Annotated in this window: 16 protein-coding genes and 2 riboswitches; of the genes, 7 read left to right on the forward strand and 9 right to left on the reverse strand. The window is 62.3% G+C overall.

Annotated elements, in window-relative coordinates; all coding sequences use genetic code 11:
• Positions 1-62: 62 nt before the first annotated feature.
• The 3 genes from HU218_RS06120 to glyA form a co-directional block, all read right to left on the reverse strand.
• Positions 63-2,537 (reverse strand): two-component system response regulator, encoded by a 2,475-nt coding sequence (locus HU218_RS06120; RefSeq protein ID WP_174874055.1) that lies wholly within the window; start codon positions 2,535-2,537, stop codon positions 63-65.
• Positions 2,538-2,771: 234 nt separating this feature from the next.
• Positions 2,772-4,172: an L-serine ammonia-lyase gene (locus tag HU218_RS06125; protein WP_174874056.1), complete on the reverse strand. Its 1,401-nt coding sequence runs from the start codon at positions 4,170-4,172 to the stop codon at positions 2,772-2,774.
• Between the two features lie 117 nt (positions 4,173-4,289).
• Positions 4,290-5,543 (reverse strand): serine hydroxymethyltransferase, encoded by a 1,254-nt coding sequence (gene glyA, locus HU218_RS06130; RefSeq protein WP_174874057.1) that lies wholly within the window; start codon positions 5,541-5,543, stop codon positions 4,290-4,292.
• 86 nt (positions 5,544-5,629) lie between these two features.
• A riboswitch (glycine riboswitch) is annotated at positions 5,630-5,728 on the reverse strand.
• Between the two features lies 1 nt (position 5,729).
• Positions 5,730-5,828: riboswitch (glycine riboswitch) on the reverse strand.
• Between the two features lie 429 nt (positions 5,829-6,257).
• Between glyA and HU218_RS06135 the strand changes: the two genes are divergently transcribed.
• Positions 6,258-6,470 carry a hypothetical protein gene (locus HU218_RS06135; RefSeq protein WP_174874058.1) on the forward strand — a complete coding sequence of 71 codons (213 nt, stop codon included), beginning with the start codon at positions 6,258-6,260 and terminating at the stop codon, positions 6,468-6,470.
• Between the two features lie 114 nt (positions 6,471-6,584).
• On the opposite strand, the gene betA is transcribed toward HU218_RS06135, so the two are convergent.
• Together betA and betB are read right to left on the reverse strand one after the other, a co-directional pair.
• Positions 6,585-8,324 carry a choline dehydrogenase gene (gene betA / locus HU218_RS06140; protein WP_174874059.1) on the reverse strand — a complete coding sequence of 580 codons (1,740 nt, stop codon included), beginning with the start codon at positions 8,322-8,324 and terminating at the stop codon, positions 6,585-6,587.
• A gap of 157 nt (positions 8,325-8,481) precedes the next feature.
• The gene (gene betB / locus HU218_RS06145; RefSeq protein WP_174874060.1) at positions 8,482-9,945 is read right to left on the reverse strand and encodes a betaine-aldehyde dehydrogenase; all 1,464 of its coding nucleotides are present in this window, start codon (positions 9,943-9,945) and stop codon (positions 8,482-8,484) included.
• Positions 9,946-10,175: 230 nt separating this feature from the next.
• On the opposite strand from betB, the gene purU reads away from it, so the two are divergent.
• The gene (purU, locus tag HU218_RS06150) at positions 10,176-11,036 is read left to right on the forward strand and encodes a formyltetrahydrofolate deformylase (protein ID WP_174874061.1); all 861 of its coding nucleotides are present in this window, start codon (positions 10,176-10,178) and stop codon (positions 11,034-11,036) included.
• A 54-nt stretch (positions 11,037-11,090) separates the two neighbouring features.
• On the opposite strand, the gene HU218_RS06155 is transcribed toward purU, so the two are convergent.
• The 4 genes from HU218_RS06155 to HU218_RS06170 form a co-directional block, all read right to left on the reverse strand.
• Entirely contained in the window at positions 11,091-11,750 is a 660-nt protein-coding gene (locus HU218_RS06155) for a carbonic anhydrase (protein ID WP_174874062.1), read from the reverse strand.
• Between the two features lie 114 nt (positions 11,751-11,864).
• Positions 11,865-12,839 (reverse strand): GTP 3',8-cyclase MoaA, encoded by a 975-nt coding sequence (gene moaA, locus HU218_RS06160; protein ID WP_174874063.1) that lies wholly within the window; start codon positions 12,837-12,839, stop codon positions 11,865-11,867.
• A gap of 267 nt (positions 12,840-13,106) precedes the next feature.
• Positions 13,107-14,594 (reverse strand): aldehyde dehydrogenase, encoded by a 1,488-nt coding sequence (locus tag HU218_RS06165; RefSeq protein ID WP_174874064.1) that lies wholly within the window; start codon positions 14,592-14,594, stop codon positions 13,107-13,109.
• A 45-nt stretch (positions 14,595-14,639) separates the two neighbouring features.
• Positions 14,640-15,185: a cupin domain-containing protein gene (locus HU218_RS06170; RefSeq protein WP_174874065.1), complete on the reverse strand. Its 546-nt coding sequence runs from the start codon at positions 15,183-15,185 to the stop codon at positions 14,640-14,642.
• A 210-nt stretch (positions 15,186-15,395) separates the two neighbouring features.
• On the opposite strand from HU218_RS06170, the gene ald reads away from it, so the two are divergent.
• The 5 genes from ald to motB all read left to right on the forward strand — a co-directional run bounded on the left by ald (position 15,396) and on the right by motB (position 21,288).
• Positions 15,396-16,520, forward strand: coding sequence for an alanine dehydrogenase (gene ald, locus HU218_RS06175; protein ID WP_174874066.1), 1,125 nt, complete (start codon positions 15,396-15,398; stop codon positions 16,518-16,520).
• A gap of 15 nt (positions 16,521-16,535) precedes the next feature.
• The gene (locus HU218_RS06180) at positions 16,536-17,291 is read left to right on the forward strand and encodes a gamma-glutamyl-gamma-aminobutyrate hydrolase family protein (protein ID WP_174874067.1); all 756 of its coding nucleotides are present in this window, start codon (positions 16,536-16,538) and stop codon (positions 17,289-17,291) included.
• A 72-nt stretch (positions 17,292-17,363) separates the two neighbouring features.
• Complete coding sequence (locus tag HU218_RS06185) at positions 17,364-18,698, forward strand: glutamine synthetase family protein (RefSeq protein ID WP_174874068.1); 1,335 nt, start codon at positions 17,364-17,366, stop codon at positions 18,696-18,698.
• Positions 18,699-18,803: 105 nt separating this feature from the next.
• Complete coding sequence (locus HU218_RS06190) at positions 18,804-20,186, forward strand: aspartate aminotransferase family protein (RefSeq protein ID WP_174874069.1); 1,383 nt, start codon at positions 18,804-18,806, stop codon at positions 20,184-20,186.
• A 193-nt stretch (positions 20,187-20,379) separates the two neighbouring features.
• Positions 20,380-21,288 (forward strand): flagellar motor protein MotB, encoded by a 909-nt coding sequence (gene motB / locus HU218_RS06195; RefSeq protein ID WP_174874070.1) that lies wholly within the window; start codon positions 20,380-20,382, stop codon positions 21,286-21,288.
• Positions 21,289-21,416: the final 128 nt, after the last annotated feature.

The raw sequence follows: 21,416 nt of genomic DNA on the forward strand, positions 1-21,416 counted from the left end.
CCCCGTGCCGGCGGGCCTGAGTCATATGCGGGCGCTTGAGCATGCATCACTCCTCGTCGGATTCAGCTGTTGGGTACGGAAATACCTTGTTGCAGGAGTTGTTCCAGCTCTGCGGAAGGGACCGGGCGGGAGTACAGGTAGCCCTGCATGGTCTGGCAACCGGCGGCCAACAGGGCTTGTACCTGCTCGAGCGTCTCCACCCCCTCGGCCACCAGTTTCAGGCCAAGGGAGGAGCCCAGCTTGATGATGGCTTCCACGATGGCCGCATCGCTCTTGTCCTGCAGCATGTCATGCACAAAGCTCTGGTCGATCTTCAGCACGTCCAGCGGCAGCCGCTTCAGGTAGGTCAGGCTGGAGTAGCCGGTGCCGAAGTCATCGATTGAAATCCGGATGCCCAGATCGCGCAGGGCCTGCAGGATTTGCTGTGTATGGTTGATGTCATGCGCCAGCACGCCTTCGGTGATTTCCAGCTCCAGCAAATCATGACGAATGCCGGTGCTGCTCAAGGTGTTCAGCACCATGGTCAGGAATTGCGGGTCGCGAAACTGCACCGCCGAAATATTGACACTGATAATGATGGGGTAGCCCAGCGCATGCCAGCGCATGGCGTCCAGACAGGCCTGCTTCAGCACGAACTTGCCAATCGGGATGATCAGCCCGGTTTCTTCCGCCAGCGGGATGAACTCAGCCGGGGAGATCATGCCGCCATCTTCCTTGCGTAAACGGATCAGCGCTTCGGCACCGACGATGCGTTGCTGGAGGGCATCGACCTTGGCCTGGTAGTGGATCTCGAAGATATGGTTTTCCAGTGCGGCGCGCATGTGCTGTTCCAGCAGGTGGCGGGAACGCATGCTGTGCTCGATGTCGGCCGAGAAAAACCGGAACTGGCTGCGTCCGGCCTGCTTGGCCTTGTACATGGCGGAATCCGCATGCCGGTACAGGGTTTCCGCGTCATCGCTGTCATCCGGAAACAGGCTGACGCCCAGGCAGGCGGTCAGGTCGTAGCGTTCGCTGTCTATGATCACCGGCTCCGCCACCAGCTCCAGCATGCGAGTCGCGATGTCGCTTACCTGATCCAGCGCGCCGATTTCCGGTAGCAGCAGGATGAATTCATCACCACCCTGACGGCTGATGGTATCCACGGTGCGACAGGCCGCCTGCAGGCGGTGTGCAATCTGCTGCAGCAAGGTATCGCCGACCGCATGCCCGACGGCATCGTTGATGCTTTTGAAGTTGTCCAGATCGAGCACGACCATGGCGACCCGGCGCTGGTTGCGCATGGCCTGCTGTATGGCCTGCAGGATGCGGTCCTGCAGCAGCATGCGGTTGGGCAGGTTGGTCAGCGCATCGTGGTAAGCCAGATGGGTCATCTTGATGGCCATCGCCCGGGCTTCGGACACGTCGTGGAACACCACAATGGCGCCGGTGATTTGTCCTTCGCGGTTCCGGATCGGCGATGCCGAGTCCTCGACATCGAACAGATTGCCGTCGCGGCTTTGCAGCTTGCAGTTCAGCGCCATGCCGACGACGCGGTTCTCCTGCAAGGCCAGGCGGATGGGGTTTTGCAGATCGAAATCATTGCTGCCGTCGCGCAGCGGCATCACCTGTTCGATGGCCTTGCCAATGGCGTGGGAGGCTTGCCAGCCGGTCAGGCTTTCGGCAATCGGATTCATGTAAACCACCACGCCCTGCCGGTCGGTGGCGATAACCGCGTCACCAATCGAATTGAGCATGACGCGGATGCGCTCTTTTTCTTCGAACAGCGCGCCTTCGTAGCGTTTGCGCTCGGTGATGTCCACCAGCAGCATCAGGAAGCCGACGCAGGTGTTATCGATGACGCGTGCCACCAAGGTGAGCTGGCCATCTCTGGTGGGTAGGTGCTCGCTGGTGAGGACGATGTCCTGGGTGGCATGCTTTCCGGCCAGTACCTGCTCCAGCAGGGGGGCGATCTGCGGATAAGTGCTGGCACCGAGTACCTCGGGCAGCAGTTTGCCGACCATGTCGGCCGCTTCGATGCCGAACCAGCTTGCCGACTGTTCATTGCTGAACACGCAGTGCAGATTGGTCTGCCAGTAACCGACAAACGCCGGCAAATGGTGCAGCACATCCTGCAAGTCCCGTTGCACCAGTTCCAGCTTGCGGGTTTCCATCCGCAGGGCCAGATGGGTGCGGATGCGGGCGCGTGCCACCGGCACATTAAGCGGCTTGGGCAGAAAATCCACGCCGCCATAGTCGAGGGCGCGCAGTTCGTCCTGCGCGCTGCTGTGGGCGGTGACAAAAATGACGGCGGCCTGGGCCAGCTGCGGGTCGGACTTCAGTGCCTGGCAAACGGCGTAGCCGTCCATGCCGGGCATTTCGATGTCCAGCAGCACCACATCGGGCTGGCAGTTATGGGCCAGGCGGATGGCAGATTCGCCATCAATGGCAAAGAACACATCCCCAAGGCCCTGAATGGCCTCCCGCAGGATGCGGATATTGCTGGCCTGATCATCCACGATCAGGATGACAGGGCGGCCAATCAGGGAGTCATCGAGCATCGCTTCATTCCTACTGCATGTTTAATGCATTCTAGATGATGCCCTGGCGAATCAATCCCTTATTTGTGATTGGCTGGCCGAATGTACACCTGACGGAGCACCGTGGCGGGGGCTGCTGCCGTCGCAAGCGGCCGTTACCGCCGTGCCGTGCCCGGTGGGAGCGCATGAAAAAACGCTCGCGATGCGGGCGTTGTGTCTAAGGGCATGCGGCCAACGTTGGCCGCACCGCAAACATCAGCATTCCACGATATTGACCGGCACTTCGACGATAGTGACGGCCAGGCCGCCGCGTGCGGTTTCCTTGTACTTGCTGCTCATGTCGCGGCCGGTGTCGCGCATGGTCTTGATCACGCGGTCCAGCGAGATGAAATGCTGGCCGTCGCCACGCAACGCCATGCGTACCGCGTTGATGGCCTTGACTGCCGCCATCGCGTTGCGTTCGATGCACGGCACCTGCACCAGTCCGCCGACTGGGTCGCAGGTCAGCCCCAGGTTATGCTCCATGCCGATCTCGGCGGCATTTTCCACCTGCTCCGGTGTGGCGCCCATCACCTCGGCCAGGCCGCCGGCCGCCATCGAACAGGCCGCGCCGACTTCGCCCTGGCAGCCGACCTCGGCGCCGGAAATCGACGCGTTGAGCTTGAACAGGATGCCGATGGCGCCGGCGGTGAGCAGGAAGCGCACCACGCCATCCTCGTTGGCACCCGGCACAAAACGCGCGTAGTAGTGCAGCACCGCCGGAATGATGCCGGCTGCCCCGTTGGTCGGCGCGGTGACCACGCGGCCGCCGCCGGCGTTTTCCTCGTTGACCGCCAGTGCATACAGGTTGACCCAGTCCATCACCGTCAGCGGGTCGCGCAGGCTGGCTTCCGGCGCCGCCAGCAGTTTGCGGTACAGGTTGGCCGCGCGACGGCGTACCTGCATGCCGCCGGGCAATATGCCTTCGTGACTGCAGCCGCGTTGCACGCAGCGCTGCATCACTTGCCAGATGGCCAGCAGGCCGGCGCGTACTTCCTCCTCGCTGCGCCAGGCCAGTTCGTTCTCCAGCATGATCTGGCTGATGCTCTTGTTTTCTCTTTGACACAAGGCGAGTAGCTCGGCACCGGAGGTAAACGGATGGCGCAGCTCGGTGGCGCCCGGTGGCGCGAAGCCGGCATCCACCGCCGCCTCGTCCACCACGAAGCCGCCGCCCACCGAGTAGTACGCCCGCTTGACGATGACGTCGCCGCGATCGTCGCGGGCTTCGAAGGTCATGCCGTTAGGGTGGTAGGGCAGCGATTTGCGCTTGTGCAGCACCAGATGCTCGCCTTCAGCAAACGCCACCTCGTGGCTGCCCAGCAAACGCAGGCGCTTGCTGCTGCGGATGGCGGCCACCATCACCGGCACCGCGTCGGTGTCCACCTCGTCCGGCAACTCGCCCTGCAGGCCCAGCAGTACGGCGATATCGGAGCCATGGCCCTTGCCGGTGGCGCCCAGCGAGCCGAATAGCTCGCAGCGCACACTGGCGACCGCCGGCAACTGGCCGTCCTTTTCCAGGCGGGCGACAAACTGGCGTGCGGCGCGCATCGGGCCGACGGTATGGGAGCTGGACGGGCCGATGCCGATCTTGAACAGGTCAAAAACGCTGATAGCCATGATGCTTCTCTTGTCAGGTTGGCATGCCGCTGTCGATCAGCGGCATGTAACGGCGGGGCAAGCCCCGCCCGGATGACGGTAGCGTTGCGGCCAACGTTGGCCGCAACGCAAGCAGGGTTAACGGTATACCGGGAAGGCGGCGCACAGCTCTGCCACCTGGCGTTTTACCCGTGCGCTGACTTCCGCATTCTCGATGTCGTCGAGGATGTCGCACACCCAGTGCGCTACCTGGCGGGCTTCGGTTTCCTTGAAGCCGCGGCTGGTGATCGCCGGGGTGCCGATGCGGATGCCGCTGGTCACGAACGGGCTTTGCGGATCGTTCGGCACCGCGTTCTTGTTGACGGTGATGTGGGCGGCGCCCAGCGCGGCATCGGCCGCCTTGCCGGTGAGGCCTTTGTCGATCAGGCTCAGCAGGAACAGATGGTCGTCGGTCTTGCCGGACACGATGCTGTAACCGCGGCTCTGGAACACATGCACCATGGCGCGGGCGTTGGCCAACACCTGTTTCTGGTAGTCGACGAACTCCGGCTGCAGCGCCTCCTGGAATGCCACCGCCTTGGCGGCGATCACGTGCATCAGCGGGCCGCCCTGAATGCCGGGGAACACCACCGAATTCAGCTTCTTCTCCAGCTCCGGGTTGGCCGCCGCCAGAATCAGGCCGCCACGCGGGCCGCGCAGGGTCTTGTGGGTGGTGGTGGTCACCACATGCGCGTGCGGAATCGGGTTCGGGTACAGCCCGGCGGCCACCAGGCCGGCCACGTGGGCCATGTCCACGAACAGGTAGGCGCCGATGCTGTCGGCGATCTCGCGCATGCGCTTCCAGTCCACCACCAGCGAGTAGGCGGAGAAACCGGCCACGATCATCTTCGGCTGGTACTCATTGGCCATGCGCTGCACTTCGTCGTAGTCGATCTCGCCGGTTTCCGGATTCAGACCGTACTGCACCGCGTGGTAGATCTTGCCGGAGAAGTTGACCTTGGCGCCGTGGGTGAGGTGGCCGCCGTGGGCCAGGCTCATGCCCAGCACGGTGTCGTGCGGCTCTAGCAGCGCCATGTACACCGCGGCGTTGGCCTGGCTGCCGGAGTGCGGCTGCACGTTGGCGTAGTCGGCGCCGAACAGCTGCTTGGCGCGGTCGATGGCCAGTTGCTCCACCACGTCCACATGCTCGCAGCCGCCGTAGTAGCGCTTGCCTGGGTAGCCCTCGGCGTACTTGTTGGTCAGCTGGCTGCCCTGTGCCTGCATCACGCGCGGGCTGGTGTAGTTCTCGGAGGCAATCAGCTCGATGTGGTCCTGCTGGCGCTGGTCTTCGGCCTGCATGGCGGCCCACAGGGCGTCGTCGAAACCGGCAATCTGCATATCTCGGGTAAACATGGCGCTCTCCAAACGGGTGGGCGGCGGCCAACGTTGGCCGCCAGCCCGATACACGGGGTGGGTGGTCGCTGGCGACCGTGCGTGCCCCCTCTGTCCGTTTGCCTGAGAGATTGGGCGCACCGTGTTGCCGGTACGCCGTGCTGCCTTCGGCGAGATGCGCGGGCGCGCACCTGCTCTCCAGAGAGCCTGGGCAGGACAGTTCTTTTGCCTGAGAGTTTTCGGGGCGATTCCCCTTCGGCGCCGCCGCTGGGTGGTTACCCGGGCGATCTCTCCTGTCTGCCTGACATGGCTGTCAGTCAATCTAGAGAGCGCCTCGCGGAGCGTCAATGCATGTTGCCGGCGGATTTTTGGCGTCTGGCGGACGCTGGCTGCACGCCCATTGCCGTAGCGGCAAAAAGGGCTGCAATTGCGTCGGTCATGGCATGAAAGCGGTCGGCTATGGCAATGCCACGGGTGCGGCTGGCGGCATGGGCGAGCTATTTCTAATGTGCTGATTTTTATGAGTAATGCGGCTTTTTTGCGACAGTAAGGTAGTGCGGTTGCCGGCAGCTGTGCCTGGCAGCTGATTTTTCGTTATCGACTGTAATCAGTTCGTAAAAATACATTTATATGATCAGTATCGAACATTGATGTCGCAATCTTGATGTTGCAACGCACAAGACGGCGCTACAATTCCGGCGTAGTTTGATCACTGAAAACATATTGGACATTGAAATGAAATACATTATCTCTAGCCTGCTGGCACTGCTGCGTGACAAGAACATTCAACTGGAACCGGGCCTGCGCGTGAATTACGCCCCGCATGGCTATGCAAAGAAATTCGATGGCACCGTGGTTGCCTTTGACAATGCACGCGGCGTGCTGGTGGACTGGCCGCGTGGCGGCAGCGACTGGCTGTCGAAGAAAGATCTGGCTGTAATCAGCTGAAATATTCGGATATGAAAAAATGGCTCGCCTTGGCGAGCCATTTTTGTTTCTGCAGCGGCGCTGGCGGCAATAAAAAACGCGCACCGCGGTGCGCGTGACAAGTGCAGAGCAGGATCAACGAACGGTTTCGGCCTTGGGCGGGTACCACAGCAGCGCAGCCTGCGGATCATGCGCGGCGGCCTCGGCCAATTTCACCGGCTGGCGGCCGGCGACAAAGTAGGGTGCCTGCGAGCGCGGCAGCGGCGTGCGGCCACGGATTCGGTCGGCGATCTTCTCCGCCATCATGATGGTGGGGGCGTTGAGGTTGCCGGTGGTGACCTGCGGCATGATAGAGGCATCCACCACCCGTAGCCCGCTCAGGCCGTGTACGCGGCCTTCGTTGTCTACCACCGCCATCGGGTCGCTGGCGTCGCCCATCTTGCAGGTGCAGGACGGGTGCAGTGCGGTTTCGGCGTGTTCGCGCACGAAGGCGTCGATCTCGGCATCGCTCTGGATCATCATGCCCGGCTTGATCTCCTTGCCGCGGAACTGGTCCATTGCCTGCTGCGCGATGATCTCACGGGTGATGCGCACCCCGGCACGGAACTCGCGCCAGTCGGTGTCGTGCGCCATGTAGTTGAAGCGCAGGATCGGATGGTCGCGCGGGTCGCAGCTTTTCAGCTTGACGCTGCCGGTGCTGGGCGAGCGCATCGAGCCGACATGGCACTGGAAACCGTGTGCTTTTACCGGGTTGCTGCCGTCGTAGTTCATCGCCAGCGGAATGAAGTGGTACTGCAGGTTGGGCCAGGCGAAGCTCTCGTCGCTGCGGATGAAGCCGCCAGCCTCGAAATGGTTGCTGGCGCCGATGCCGGTGCCGCGCAGATACCACTCGATGCCGATTGGCGGCTTGTTCCACCACTGCAGCGCCGGGTAGAGCGATACCGGCTTGGTGCATTCGTATTGCAGGTACATCTCCAGATGGTCCTGCAGGTTTTCGCCCACGCCCGGCAGGTGTGTCACGCTGGCGATGCCCATCGCGCGCAGTTCGTCGGCGTTGCCGACGCCGGAGCGCTGCAGCAACTGCGGCGAGGCGATGGCGCCGTTGCTGACGATCACTTCGCGGCTGGCAAAGGCTTCGTGCCAGCGCCCGCCCTGCAGATAGCTGACGCCGATGGCGCGCTTGCCGTCGAACAGGATGCGGTCTGCCAGCGCGCGGGTCTTCACCTGCAGGGTTGGCCGCTTGCGGGCGGTGTCCAGATAGGCCAGCGAGGTGCTGCAGCGGCGGCCGTCGGCGGTGGTGGTGCGATCCATCGGGCCGAAGCCTTCCTGGCGATAACCGTTCAGGTCGTCGGTGCGCGGGTGGCCGGCCTGCTCGCCGGCGGCGACGAAGGCGGCAAACAGCGGCGAGATATTGGCTTTCGGGGTAGTAACGTGCAGCGGACCGTCACCGCCGTGGTAGTCATTGCCCCCCTTGTCGTAGGTTTCGGCCTTGCGGAAATACGGCAGACAGTCGCGGTAGCTCCAGTTTTCCAAGCCTTTCATGCTGGCCCAGTTGTCGTAATCCATGGCATTGCCACGGATGTAGACCATGCCGTTGATCAGTGAGGAGCCGCCGAGGCCCTTGCCGCGGCCCTGGGTCATGACGCGGTTGCCCATGTGCGGCTCGGGCTGGGTGGTGTAGGCCCAGTTGTAGGTGGTGCCCTGTAGCGGGTAGGCCAGTGCCGACGGCATTTGCGTGCGCCAGTCCAGCCGCCAGTCCGGGCCGCCGGCTTCCAGCAGCAGCACGCTCACGCCCGGGTCTTCGGTCAGTCGCGCCGCCAGTACGCAACCGGCGGAGCCGGCGCCAACGATGATGTAATTGAATTCCTGTTTCATGACCGTTCTCTTGCGGCAGGGCCGCGTTCAGGGTGGGCATAAGGACGTGGCCGACAAAACCGCGCAGCGTACCTGAGCCAAGGCGCGCCGACGCAGACAGTACAAATCGTACGGCAAGGCGGCGCAACGCAGGATCAGGGGTTTTGTCTGCTACGTGTTACTCGTACGGGCAGGCGACGCCGCTCAGCTCCACATACACGCTCTTGAGCTGGGTGTAGTAGTCCAGCGTCGCCAGGCTGTTCTCGTGGCCGATGCCGGATTCCTTCAGCCCGCCAAACGGCATTTCGATCGGCGTGATGTTGTAGTTGTTGATCCAGCACACGCCGGCCTGCAGCTTGTCCACCATGCGGTGGCCGCGGGCCAGGTCGCGGGTGAACACCCCGGCGGCGAGGCCCAGACGAGTGTTGTTGGCGCGGGCCAGCACTTCGGCCTCGTCCTTGAATTTCAGTACCGACATCACCGGGCCAAAGATTTCCTCGCGCACGATGGTCATGTCGTCGTGGCAGCCGGCAAAGATGGTGGGGGCGATGAAGTGGCCACCCTCGCAGCCTGGTACTTCCACCCGCTGGCCGCCGGCCAGCAGGCTGGCGCCTTCGGCGACGCCCAGCTCGATGTAACGCAGTACGTTGGCCGCGTGGTCGCCGGAAATCTGTGCGCCCACCTGGGTGTCCGGCAGCATCGGGTCGCCAATCTTCAGCTTGCGGGTGCGGCTGACCAGTTTTTCCAGGAAGGCATCATGGATCGACTCGTGTACAAACACGCGGGTGCCGTTGGTGCAGATTTCGCCCTGGGTGTAGAAGTTGGCCAGCATGGCGGCAGAAACCGCCTGGTCCAGGTCGGCGTCGTCGAAAATGATCAGCGGCGACTTGCCGCCCAGTTCCATGGTGACGCGTTTCAGCGTCTTGGCGGCATCGGCCATGATGGCCTTGCCGGTTTCCACCGAGCCGGTCACCGATACCTTGGCCACGCCCGGGTGGGCGATCAGCTGTCGAGCCGGCGCGGAGCTGCCGAGGATGACGTTGAATACGCCGTCCGGCACGCCGGCCTCGGTGTAGATCTTGGCCAGCTCGATGGCGCTCATCGGGGTGAGCGAAGCCGGTTTGTAGATCATGGCATTGCCGCAGGCCAGTGCCGGGGCGGACTTCCAGCAGGCGATCTGGATCGGGTAGTTCCAGGCGCCGATGCCCAGGCACACGCCCAGCGGCTCGCGGCGGGTGTAGGCGAAGGCACCCTTGAGGGCGAATTGCTGGCCGTGGATGCTGGCGGCCAGACCGCCGAAGTATTCCACACAGTCGGCGCCGGACAGCACGTCAACTACTTCGGCTTCCTGGATCGGCTTGCCGTTGTCGCGCACTTCCAGCTCCGCCAGCTGGCGGTTGCGTTCGCGCAGCAGCTGGGCGGCGCGATGGAGGATGCGGCCGCGCTCGGCGCCGCTCATTGCCGACCAGATGGCAAAGCCTTGCTGGGCGGTTTCCACCGCCAGTGCCACTTCGGCATCGCCGGCCTGCTGTACGCGGCACAGCACCTTGCCGGTGGCCGGCTCCAGATTGTCTACCAGCGGCAGCGCCGGATTGTCGATGCTGCGGCCGCCGATATAACTGCACAGAATGGGGGTGTTCACGTCGTCTCCTAGCGGGTCGCCTGATGATATGTCGGCATTGGGCCACGTCTGTGGCGGCGATTCCTGTCTGTTTCCGACATCAACCCATGTCGGCCCGACCATGGCCGATGTCCAGAAAAGGCCAGCCGGTGACGGCTGGCGACCAGTGTGCAACGTAGCAGCAGGCTAAGGTTGGCCGCAATGCCCCCAGCGGGCTGGTAATTGAACGGCATGCACAAGGAGACAACACCATGACCGCATCCCACCGTTACACCCTGGCCTGTACCTGCCATAGCGGCCCTGGCCAGGTCGCCCGCATTTCGCAGCTGCTGGACGTGCAGCACTGCTATATCGATGAGCTGGCGGTATTTGACGATCCGGATACCGAGCGCTTTTTCGTGCGCTGTACTTTCCATGCGCTGGATAACACCTTTACCGAAGCCGGCTTGCGCACGGCACTGGCTGGCCTGACTGAACAGGGCGTGCTGGAATGGACGCTGCACGATAGCCACGTGCGCCCGCGGGTGCTGATCATGGTGTCCAAGCTGGATCATTGCCTGAATGACCTGCTGTATCGCCGCAAGATGGGTGATCTGGACATGGACGTGGTGGCAGTGGTGTCCAACCACCCGGATCTGGCGCCCATCGCGCAGGCTTACGACATTCCTTACCACCACCTGCCGTTGACGGCGGACACCAAGCCGCAGCAAGAAGCGGCGTTGCTGGCGCTGATCGAGGAGACCGGCGCCGAACTGGTGGTGCTGGCGCGCTATATGCAGGTGCTGTCGCAGGAGACTTCGCGGCTGCTATCCGGCAAGGCGATCAATATCCACCATTCCTTCCTGCCGGGTTTCAAGGGTGCCAAGCCGTATCACCAGGCGCATGCCCGCGGCGTGAAGCTGATTGGCGCCACCGCGCACTATGTCACGGACGATCTGGACGAGGGCCCGATCATCGAGCAGGTGGTGGAGCGGGTGGATCACGCGCACAGCGCCGAGCAGCTGCTGACCGTTGGCCGCGACATGGAATGCCTGGCGCTGGCGCGTGCGGTGCGCTTCCATCTGGAGCGGCGCGTGTTCATGAATGGCAACCGTACCGTGGTACTGCGCTGAGTAGTCTGGCTGCGGTAGTGACAAGGTTGGCCGCACGCTGCGGCCAACCTTGTTTCAGGCGCCGGCCTGTTGCCGCGGCTGCAGCGGGCACACCAGCGGGATAAAGGCCTTGCCGGCGGCGTCGTAACCCCACAAGGCGCCATCGTTGAGGTCGAAATACCAGCCGTCCAGCACCAGTTCGCCGGCTTGTACCTTGGCGGCCAGCCACGGGTAGGACAGCAGGTTGTCCAGCGACACCATGATGGCGGCCTGTTCGCAGCGGCGCAGGCGTTGCGCTTCGTCCTCGTGGCCGTAGCTGCGGTAGACAAAGTCGCGCGCCGGCGCGGCGATGTCCAGCCAGCGCGTCAGCGCACTGTCCTGCGGGGTGGAGCGCTGCATCAGCGCGCGGATGCCGCCGCAACCGGCGTGCCCCATCACGATGATGCGTTCCACCTGCAGGCTCAGTACCGCGAATTCCAGCGCCGCCGCCACGCTGGCGTGCTGGTTGCCGGCATCGTACGGCGGCACCAGGTTGGCCACATTGCGCACCACGAACATTTCGCCAGGCTGGCTGCTCATCAGCGCCGGCGGGTGCACGCGCGAATCGCAGCAGCCGATCACCAGCGTGGCCGGCCGCTGGCCGTGGCGCAGCGCTTCGTACAGGTTCTGTTCCGGGGAAAAGTAGTCTTGCTGGAAGCGGCGAAAGCCCTCCAGCAGCGGTTCGACCGAGTTCATGATGCGGCTCGCTTGGTAGGTTCTGGTGCGGCCGGTCTCGCGGGGCAAAACCGGCTGCAGCAGAGCCCGCTGCCGGCCGGGGTTGGCCGCAGGCTTGCGGCCAACGTTGGCGCTTCAGCCGCCGGTCATCGACATGAAGCGCACTACCTGGTTGGGGCGCTCGATGAATTCGTGTTTTTCCGGTTTCAGCTCGATGGCGTGGCGGATGGCAGCCTCCAGCTCGGCATCGCTGCAGCCGGCGCGCAGCAGCGGGCGCAGCTCGAAGCGTTCTTCCTGCCCCAGGCACATATACATGGTGCCATCCACCGACAGCCGTACGCGGTTGCAGGTGGCGCAGAAGTGCTGCGACATCGGGGTGATCAGCCCGAGAGTGAAGCGGCCATCGCGGCTTTCCCAGTAGCGAGCCGGGCCGCCACCCAGCGTCTTGCAGCTTTCCTGCAGTTCGAAGCGCTGGCTGAGGTCGGCCAGCAGGCGGCTCAGGTTCAGGCCCTGGGTGTGCTGGCCGGTGCTGCCCATCGGCATGGCTTCGATCAGGCGCAGGATAAAGCCGTGCTCGATACAGAAGGCAATCATCGCCTCGATGTCGCCGTCGTTGACGCCGACCATCGGCACCATATTGATCTTGATGGTCTTGAAGCCGGCATCACGTGCCGCCGACAGACCGTGCAGCACTTTTTCCAGGCTGTCGCTGCCGCTGATTTCCTGCACGCAGTCGCGGCGCAGTGAGTCCAGGCTGACGTTGAGGCGATTGAGCCCGGCATCGAACAGTGCCTTGGCATGCTTGTCCAGCTGGGTGCCGTTGGTGGTCAACGACAGGTCTTCCACGCCGGGCAGGGCGGACAAGCGTGCGGCCAACGCCGGCAGATTGCGGCGCAACAGCGGCTCGCCGCCGGTAAGGCGGAAGCGGCGGGTGCCCAGGCGGGCGAAAGCGGCGATCACGCGCTCCATTTCGTCGAAGGTCAGCCAGTTTTCCGGCTCTTCGAAGCCCTTGAAGCCTTTCGGGATGCAGTAGCTACAACGCAGATCGCAGCGGTCGGTCACCGAGACGCGCAAGTAATCGATGGTTCTGCCAAAACGGTCGGACAACATACGACACTTTCCGATACGGGTGAATTGCACACAGTGTAGGTCAAAGCAAGCGCCTTGCCAGTTGGCCGGTGGTAGGCCGCCGGCTAGCTATTTTGGTGTAGGGCACTGGCCCTGCTGCTTAGTCGGCGCAACGGCGGCTGGCTGACAGTATGCGATGATTTTTCTGCCGCATGCTTTGCTTATTGCGACATGTATCCGGCGTGCTTGTTCATGGCGGACAAAAAGAAAACGGGCCCGCAGGCCCGTTGTGTCAAGGATTAAGCTGGATCACAGCTTGATCAGGGTCGACTTCAGTTCGGTGTATTTCTCCAGCGCATGCAGCGATTTGTCGCGGCCGTTGCCCGATTGCTTGAAGCCGCCGAACGGGAAGTTCATGTCGCCGCCTTCGTCGTAGCAGTTCACCCACACCGTGCCGGCGCGCAGGCGGCGTGCCACTTTGTGTGCGGTGGTGACGTTGCTGGTCCACACCGCGGCGGCGAGGCCGTATTCGGTATCGTTGGCGATGCGAATGGCTTCTTCCACGTCCTTGAAGGTGATGATGGACAGCACCGGCCCGAAGATCTCCTCGCGGCAGATGGTCATGTCCGGACGCTGGCACACGAAGGCGGTCGGCTCGATGAACAGGCCGGTGTCTTCATGGGCGGCCTTGCCGCCGCAAACCAGCTCGGCGCCTTCGGACTTGGCCTTGTCGATGTAGGACAGCACCTTGTCGTACTGGATGCGGTCAACAATGGCACCCATGCCGGTGGCCGGATCCAGCGGGTCGGCCGGGGTGTAGCCGGCGGCGGCTTTCTTGAACTCGGCGACGAATGCATCCTTGATGTCTTCATGCACCAGCAGGCGCGAGCCGGCGGTACACATTTCACCCATGTTGTAGAAGATGGCGCCGGCAGCGGTGCGGGCGGCACGGGCAAGGTCCGGGCAGTCCGGCAGTACGATGTTCGGTGACTTGCCGCCCAGCTCCAGCCATACGCGCTTGAGGTTGGACTGCGCGGCATCGGCAGCAATCAGCTTGCCCACGCCGGTGGAGCCGGTAAAAGCGATGCAGTCGATGTCCATGTGCATGGCCAGGCGCTTACCCACGTCGCCGGCACCCGGCAGAACCTGGAAAATGCCGTCCGGCATACCGGCTTCCTTGGCCAGCGCGGCGAGGCGGATGGCGGTCAGCGGCGACTTTTCCGACGGTTTCAGGATCAGCGCGTTACCGGCTGCCAGCGCCGGGCCGAACTTCCAGCTGGCCATCAGGATCGGGAAGTTCCACGGCACCACGGCGGCAACCACGCCGATGGCTTCGCGGGTTACCAGACCCACCAGTTTGGGGTCTACCGGTGCCACTTCGCCGCCGATCTTGTCGATGGCTTCGGCAAACCACTCCACACAATAGGCTGCCCCCGGTACGTCCACGGTGGTGGTGTCGCCGATGGGTTTGCCGGCATCCAGGGTTTCCAGCAGTGCCAGCTCGTCGCCATGCTGGCGGATCAGGGCGGCAAAGCGCTTGAGGATGCGGCCACGGGCCAGCGGGGCCAGATCGGCCCAGCCGCCGTTGTCGAAGGCGCGGCGGGCGGCTTTGACAGCCAGTTCCACCTCGTGCTCGCCTGCCCAGGCAATGCTGGCGAGCTTGGCGCCAGTTGCCGGGTTGATGCAGTCGAAGGTGCGGCCATCGGCCGCGTCGACGTAATGCCCGTCGATAAAGGCGCGGCCTTCGATCTTGATGTCGCTGGAAAGGGCTTTCCACTCAGCGTGGGTGCGAGCCATTGTGTTTCTCCTTTGTTGTGTCTACCCGCCCGGTGTCAGAGGCGGTCAGAACGTGGGAGGCGAACTTGCGCTGACAATCTCGCAGGTGTCGCCGCCAACGTTGCGAAAACGGTGCGGTAACTTGCTATCAAAGTAATAAGAGTCGCCTGGCCCCAGAACGCGCACATCATTACCGACGGTAATCTCGATGCTGCCTTTCAGGACCACGCCGCCTTCCTGTCCTTCGTGCATCAGCATTTCCGGGCCGGTGTCGGCCTCGGGCTGATACACCTCGCGCAGGATGGCGATGTCGCGACGCTCGTGGGACGTCCCGACCAGCAGTAGCTGGATCTGGTCGTTGCCCAGGTTGGGGAGCTCGTCGTGGGTGTAGAACACGCGCGGCTGTTGCGGGTCTGCGTCAAAGGTGAAGAAGTCCGACAGGGTCATCGGCATGCCTTCCAGTACTTTGCGCAGCGAACTGATCGATGGGCTGACGCGATTCTGCTCGATCAGCGAGATCGTGCCGTTGGTAACGCCAGCTCTTTTAGCCAGTTCGCGCTGGGAAAGTCCCATGCGTTCGCGAACCATCCGTAGTCGTGCTCCGACATCCATGCTTTCTGTCCAATCCGTATGTTAATAATTTTAGACGTTCAATGATAAGGATTTTGACCGGTTTTGGCTGCTTTGTTGCGTTGCAATAACGAAAAATCTTTGCAACATGTGCAATTTATAGTCAAAATCAGTGTGTGGTTGCAAGCTTGTTGTAGATTTTTTTAAACAACACCTGTACAACAGATCACGACACAACCAAAGGAGACAGCTATGTTAATAGGCGTTCCGAAGGAGATCAAAAATCACGAGTATCGCGTCGGCCTTACGCCGTCCGGTGTGCGTGAAATTGTGACAGCCGGTCACAAGGTGGTGGTGCAGACCCAGGCCGGTCTGGCGATCGGTTTTACCGATGAACACTACCTGCAGGCCGGTGCGTCGATCGCGGCGTCGGCCGAAGCGGTGTTTGCTGCTGCCGACATGATCATCAAGGTCAAGGAGCCGCAGCCGGTTGAGTGTCGCATGCTGCGTCCGGGGCAGGTGTTGTTTACCTATCTGCATCTGGCGCCTGATCCGGAGCAGACCCGTCTGCTGGTGGAGTCCCAGGCAATTGCCATTGCCTATGAAACGGTAACTGACGAGCGTGGCGGCCTGCCTTTGCTGGCGCCGATGTCCGAAGTGGCCGGCCGCATGGCGGTGCAGGCGGGTGCCCATGCGCTGGAGAAGGCGCAGGGTGGTCGTGGCGTACTGCTGGGCGGTGTGCCGGGCGTAGCACCGGCCAAGGTGGTGGTAATCGGTGGTGGTGTGGTTGGCCTCAATGCCGCGCGCATGGCGCAAGGGTTGGGGGCTGACGTTACCCTGCTGGACAAGTCGCTGGGGCGGCTGAAAGAGATCGACAGCATCTATCAGGGGCGCATCAAGACGCTGATGTCCAATGCGGCCAACATCGAGGAGTCGATCCGCGATGCCGACATGGTAGTCGGCGCGGTGCTGATTCCGGGCGCGGCTGCGCCGAAGCTGGTAAGCCGGCCGATGTTGAAGAATATGAAGACCGGTGCGGTGCTGGTGGATGTCGCCATCGACCAGGGGGGCTGTTTCGAAACCAGCCGCGCCACCACGCATCAGGAACCGACCTATATCGTGGATGGCATCGTGCATTACTGCGTCGCCAATATGCCGGGCGGTGTGGCGCGCACCTCCACCATGGCGTTGACCAATGCCACGCTGCCGTATGCTCTGGAGCTGGCAAACAAGGGCTGGTCCGAGGCGCTGACTGCCAATCCGCACCTGCGCAACGGCCTGAACATCTGCCGCGGGCAGGTGACCTACGCCGCGGTGGCGCAGGACCTGGGTTATGACTATGTAGAACCGTTGGCCGCCATCAAGGCCGCCAGTTGAGCAACTGAGGAAATCATGCAGCAACCGATCATCGGTATTCCCTGTGATGTAAAGCAGATCGGTCTGTTTCCGTTCCACGCGGTAGGTGAGAAGTACATCACCGCCGCGGTGGGCGGGGCGGGCGGAGTCGCGATCCTGATCCCCTCGCTGGGCGATCCGGCGCAGTTGCGCGCCATTGTCGAGCTGGTCGATGGCGTGCTGTTGCCGGGCTCGCCTTCCAATGTCGAACCGCATCATTACCAGGGCGAACCCAGCCGCGAGGGCACGCTGCACGATGTGGCCCGCGATGCGACCACGCTGCCGCTGATCGACGCGCTGATCAAGGAAGGTGTGCCGCTACTGGGCATCTGCCGCGGCTTCCAGGAAATCAACGTGGTGCTGGGTGGCGAGCTGCACCAGCATGTGCAGGAGCAGCCGGGTCTTAATGACCATCGCGAGCCCGACACCACGGATGTGGAAGAAATGTACGGCCCCGCCCACGCGGTGAAGTTGGCCGCAGGCGGGCTGCTGCAAGGCTGGCTGGGCTGCGATAGCGTGCTGGTGAATTCCATCCACCAGCAGGGCATCAAGCGCCTGGCTCCTGGTCTGGCTGTGGAGGCAGTCGCCGAGGATGGGCTGGTAGAGGCCTACCGCGTGGCGAATGCCAGAAATTTTGCCTTTGCAGTACAGTGGCATCCAGAATGGAAATACTGGGACAACAAAGTATCCCAGGCGATTTTGAAGGCTTTCGGCGATGCCTGCCGAGAGCGCCGTATGCGCCGGAACCAATAGCCGGCGCGTACTCGGCAAACCATCCGCCCCGGGTCTGACCGCCTGCGAGGCCGGAGAAAAGAGGAAAGCATCATGAGTCACCAAATGTTCGAATGGTTGCGAGAGCACAGAATCACTGAAGTGGAGTGCATTGTTCCGGATATGACCGGCGTTGCACGCGGCAAGATTGTGCCGAAGGACAAGTTTGTGTCCGAGGCCGAAATGCGCCTGCCGGAGGCAGTGCTGATCCAGACGGTTACCGGGGATTACCCGGATGACAGCATGCTGGATCTGACTGATCCGGATATGGTGCTGAAGCCCGATCCGGAAAGCCTGCGCTTCGTGCCGTGGGCCACCGATCCGACCGCTCAGCTGATTTTCGACGCCTTCCGTGCCGACGGCACACCAGTGGAAGTGGCCCCGCGTAGCGTGCTGCGTCGCGTGCTGCAGCTGTACACCGACAATGGCTGGGCTCCGGTAGTGGCACCGGAGATGGAGTTCTACCTGCTTTCCCCGAATCCGGATCCGGATATCCCGCTGGCCCCGCCGATCGGTCGTACCGGTCGTGCCGAATTCGGCCGCCGCTCCTACGCCATCGATGCGGTGAACGAGTTCGACCCGCTGTTCGAAGACATTTACGACTACTGCCATGCGCAGAATCTGGAAGTAGATACGCTGATTCACGAGATCGGCACCGCGCAGATGGAGATCAACTTCCTGCACGGCAATGCGCTGGATCTGTGTGACCAGGTGTTCCTGTTCAAGCGCACCGTGCGCGAGGCAGCGTTCCGCCACAATATGTACGCCACCTTCATGGCCAAGCCGATGGAAGGCGAGCCGGGTAGCGCGATGCACATTCACCAGAGTGTGACCGACATCAACACCGGCAAGAACCTGTTCAGCAATCCGGACGGCACCCCGTCCGAGATGTTCCTGCACTTCATCGGCGGTCTGCAGCATTACTTGCCGGAGTGCATGCCGTTCTTCGCGCCGTATGTGAACTCCTATCGTCGCTTGTCGCGCTACACCGCGGCACCGACCAACGTGGAGTGGGGTTACGACAACCGTACCGTTGGCCTGCGTGTGCCGCATTCCTCGCCGGCCGCGCGCCGCGTGGAAAACCGCGTGCCGGGCGTGGACGTGAACCCGTACATCGCCATGGCCGCGACGCTGGCCTGCGGTTACCTGGGTATCGTCAACAAGATCAAGCCGCGCGATCCGCTGGCCAGCGATGCCTACGAGTTGCCGTTCCAGTTCCCGCGCGGTACCGAGGAAGCACTGGAGCGCCTGTCGCGCTGTCACGACCTGGCCGAGGTAATGGGTCCGCGTTTCGTGAAAATGTTCATCGGCATGAAAGAGAAAGAGTTTGCCGAGTACTTCCGCGTGATCAGCCCGTGGGAACGCCGTTTCCTGCTGCTGCACGTGTAAGCGCTGACGCGAGATAACAAGCACCGCAGCCCGACGGGCTGACTAATCCGGTGCGCGAGCCTGCGGCCAACCTGGTCGCAGGCGGTCTTACCCTGGAGAGTAGAAATGACGCAGCAACAACGCAGCACCGCTCAGTGGCGCGAATTGGACGCCGCCCATCACCTGCACCCGTTTACCGACACCGCCTCGCTGAATGAGCAGGGCGTACGCATGATTACCCACGCCGACGGCATCTATCTGTGGGATAGCGAAGGCAACAAGATCACCGACGGCATGGCAGGCCTGTGGTGCGTGAACATCGGCTATGGCCGCAAGGATCTGTCCGAGGTGGCCAAGCGCCAGATGGATGAACTGGCCTACTACAACACCTTCTTCAAGACCTCGCATCCGGCAGTGGTGGAACTGTCGCACCTGCTGGCCGAGGTGGCTCCAGCCGGTTTCGATCACGTGTTCTATACCAACTCCGGTTCCGAGTCGGTAGACACCATGATTCGCATGGTGCGCCGCTACTGGGACGTGAAGGGCAAACCGCAGAAGAAAACGCTGATCGGCCGCTGGAATGGCTATCACGGCTCCACCATCGGCGGCGCCTCGCTGGGCGGCATGAGCTATATGCACGAGCAGGGTGACCTGCCGATTCCGGGTATCGCCCACATCGAACAGCCGTGGTACTACAAACACGGCAAGGACATGACGCCGGAAGAGTTCGGCATTGCCGCCGCGCACTGGCTGGAAGAGAAAATCCTCGAAATCGGTGCCGACAAGGTGGCTGCTTTCGTTGGCGAGCCGATTCAGGGTGCTGGTGGCGTGATCATTCCGCCGTCCAGCTACTGGCCGGAAGTTGAACGCATCTGCCGCAAGTACGACATCCTGCTGGTGGCGGATGAGGTGATCTGTGGCTTTGGCCGTACCGGCGAGTGGTTCGGTCACCAGCACTTCGGCTTCAAGCCGGATATCTTCACTACCGCCAAGGGCCTGTCTTCCGGTTATCTGCCGATCGGTGCGGTGTTCGTCGGTAACGATGTGGCCGCAACGTTGGCCGCCGGTGGCGATTTCAACCACGGCTTTACCTATTCCGGTCATCCGGTGGCCGCTGCGGTGGCGCACGCCAACGTCAAGGCGCTGCGTGATGAAGGTATCGTGCAACGCGTGAAGGAAGAAACCGGCCCGTACATGCAGCAGCGCTGGCGCGAGACTTTCGGCCAGTTCGAGCATGTCGACGATGTGCGTGGCGTGGGGTTGATCCAGGCATTCACGCTGGTGAAGAACAAGGCGACCCGCGAGCTGTTCGATAACTGGGGCGAGATGGGCACCATGTGCCGCGATATCTTCTTCGGCAACAACCTGATCATGCGTGCCTGTGGCGACCACATTGTGTCTGCGCCGCCGCTGGTAATTACCAAGGCCGAGATCGATGCCACGCTGGCAACGGCGGCGCGTTGCATCGAAACATTCGAGAAGAAACTGCGGGAGCGCGGTCTGGCCTGATCCGGCGGTCAAGCTTGAAGCAGTTGAAAGCGGGTTTTGATACAATCAAGCCCGCTTTTTCTATTCTGGAATAACCGCAGGTGGTGGCGCAGCGCGCTGTTGGCCGCTACGTTGCTACACTTCCTGGCCGCCCGTACCAGCTGCCACCACCAAATTACGTTGTGGTAGTTGCAAATGAACAAAGGTAGACAGCATGGCTGACGAATCGCAGCGCCCCATTGTCGTCAAGAAAATCAAGAAGGGTGGTCACGGCCATCATGGCGGGGCATGGAAGATCGCCTACGCCGACTTTGTGACCGCGATGATGGCGTTCTTCCTGCTGATGTGGCTGCTGGGCTCGACTTCTTCCGGCATTCTGGCCGGCATTTCCGATTACTTCCGTACTCCGCTGAAGACGGCGTTGCAGGGGGGCGAGGGCACCGGTGCCTCGACTTCCGTGATCAAGGGTGGTGGCACCGATCTGACCAAGTCGACCGGGGTGGTGGCAAAAGGCAGCCCGCGCGAGCAGACGGAGAAGGTGAGAAGCCGTGGCGAGCAGGAAAAGAAAATGCGTCAGCTGGAGCAGCGCATCAAACAGCAGCTGGATATGACGCTTAGCAAAAACGAGGCATTAAAGGCGCTGGAAAACCAGATCCGCATGGAAATGACGCCGGATGGCCTGCGCATCATGATCATCGACGAACAGAATCGCCCGATGTTCCAGTCGGGTGGCTTTGTGCCGCTGGATCATACCCGCCTGATCCTGCAGCAGATCGGCCGCGAGCTGAATGGTATTGATAACCACATCAGTATTTCTGGCCATACCGACGCCAATCGTTTTTCCGGCGGGGGCGCCGGTTATACCAACTGGGAGCTGTCCGCTGACCGTGCCAATGCTGCTCGGCGCGAGATGGTTGCCGGCGGGATGGCAGACGAGAAAGTGCTGCGCGTGGTGGGGCTGGGCGCTGCGGACCCGATCAATAAGCAGAATGTATTCAGCTCGGAAAACCGCCGTATCGCCATTGTGATCCTTACCAAAGAGGCCGAAGAGCGTATCCGCACCGACGGCGTTTCTGACCAGACGGAACAGGTGCCGGCGGCCCCTGTCAAGGAAGGGCAGTAAGTGCGCTGGCGCGCCATTGCGCGATCGTTACTGATACAGCTGCTGGCTAGCGTACTGGCATGGACGTTGGCCGCACCGCTTGCTATGCCATGGCGCTGGGCATTGCTGCAGGCACTGATGGCGGGGCT

The organism is Vogesella oryzae (assembly GCF_902829295.1).
Lineage (GTDB): Bacteria > Pseudomonadota > Gammaproteobacteria > Burkholderiales > Chromobacteriaceae > Vogesella > Vogesella oryzae.

Excerpts from the sequence above, each read along its gene's own strand:
- HU218_RS06120 (WP_174874055.1), bottom strand. The coding sequence starts at position 2,537 with ATGCTCGATGACTCCCTGATTGGCCGCCCTGTCATCCTGATCGTGGAT.
- HU218_RS06125 (WP_174874056.1), bottom strand. The coding sequence starts at position 4,172 with ATGGCTATCAGCGTTTTTGACCTGTTCAAGATCGGCATCGGCCCGTCC.
- glyA (WP_174874057.1), bottom strand. The coding sequence starts at position 5,543 with ATGTTTACCCGAGATATGCAGATTGCCGGTTTCGACGACGCCCTGTGG.
- HU218_RS06135 (WP_174874058.1), top strand. The coding sequence starts at position 6,258 with ATGAAATACATTATCTCTAGCCTGCTGGCACTGCTGCGTGACAAGAAC.
- betA (WP_174874059.1), bottom strand. The coding sequence starts at position 8,324 with ATGAAACAGGAATTCAATTACATCATCGTTGGCGCCGGCTCCGCCGGT.
- purU (WP_174874061.1), top strand. The coding sequence starts at position 10,176 with ATGACCGCATCCCACCGTTACACCCTGGCCTGTACCTGCCATAGCGGC.
- HU218_RS06155 (WP_174874062.1), bottom strand. The coding sequence starts at position 11,750 with ATGAACTCGGTCGAACCGCTGCTGGAGGGCTTTCGCCGCTTCCAGCAA.
- moaA (WP_174874063.1), bottom strand. The coding sequence starts at position 12,839 with ATGTTGTCCGACCGTTTTGGCAGAACCATCGATTACTTGCGCGTCTCG.
- HU218_RS06165 (WP_174874064.1), bottom strand. The coding sequence starts at position 14,594 with ATGGCTCGCACCCACGCTGAGTGGAAAGCCCTTTCCAGCGACATCAAG.
- HU218_RS06170 (WP_174874065.1), bottom strand. The coding sequence starts at position 15,185 with ATGGATGTCGGAGCACGACTACGGATGGTTCGCGAACGCATGGGACTT.
- ald (WP_174874066.1), top strand. The coding sequence starts at position 15,396 with ATGTTAATAGGCGTTCCGAAGGAGATCAAAAATCACGAGTATCGCGTC.
- HU218_RS06180 (WP_174874067.1), top strand. The coding sequence starts at position 16,536 with ATGCAGCAACCGATCATCGGTATTCCCTGTGATGTAAAGCAGATCGGT.
- HU218_RS06185 (WP_174874068.1), top strand. The coding sequence starts at position 17,364 with ATGAGTCACCAAATGTTCGAATGGTTGCGAGAGCACAGAATCACTGAA.
- HU218_RS06190 (WP_174874069.1), top strand. The coding sequence starts at position 18,804 with ATGACGCAGCAACAACGCAGCACCGCTCAGTGGCGCGAATTGGACGCC.
- motB (WP_174874070.1), top strand. The coding sequence starts at position 20,380 with ATGGCTGACGAATCGCAGCGCCCCATTGTCGTCAAGAAAATCAAGAAG.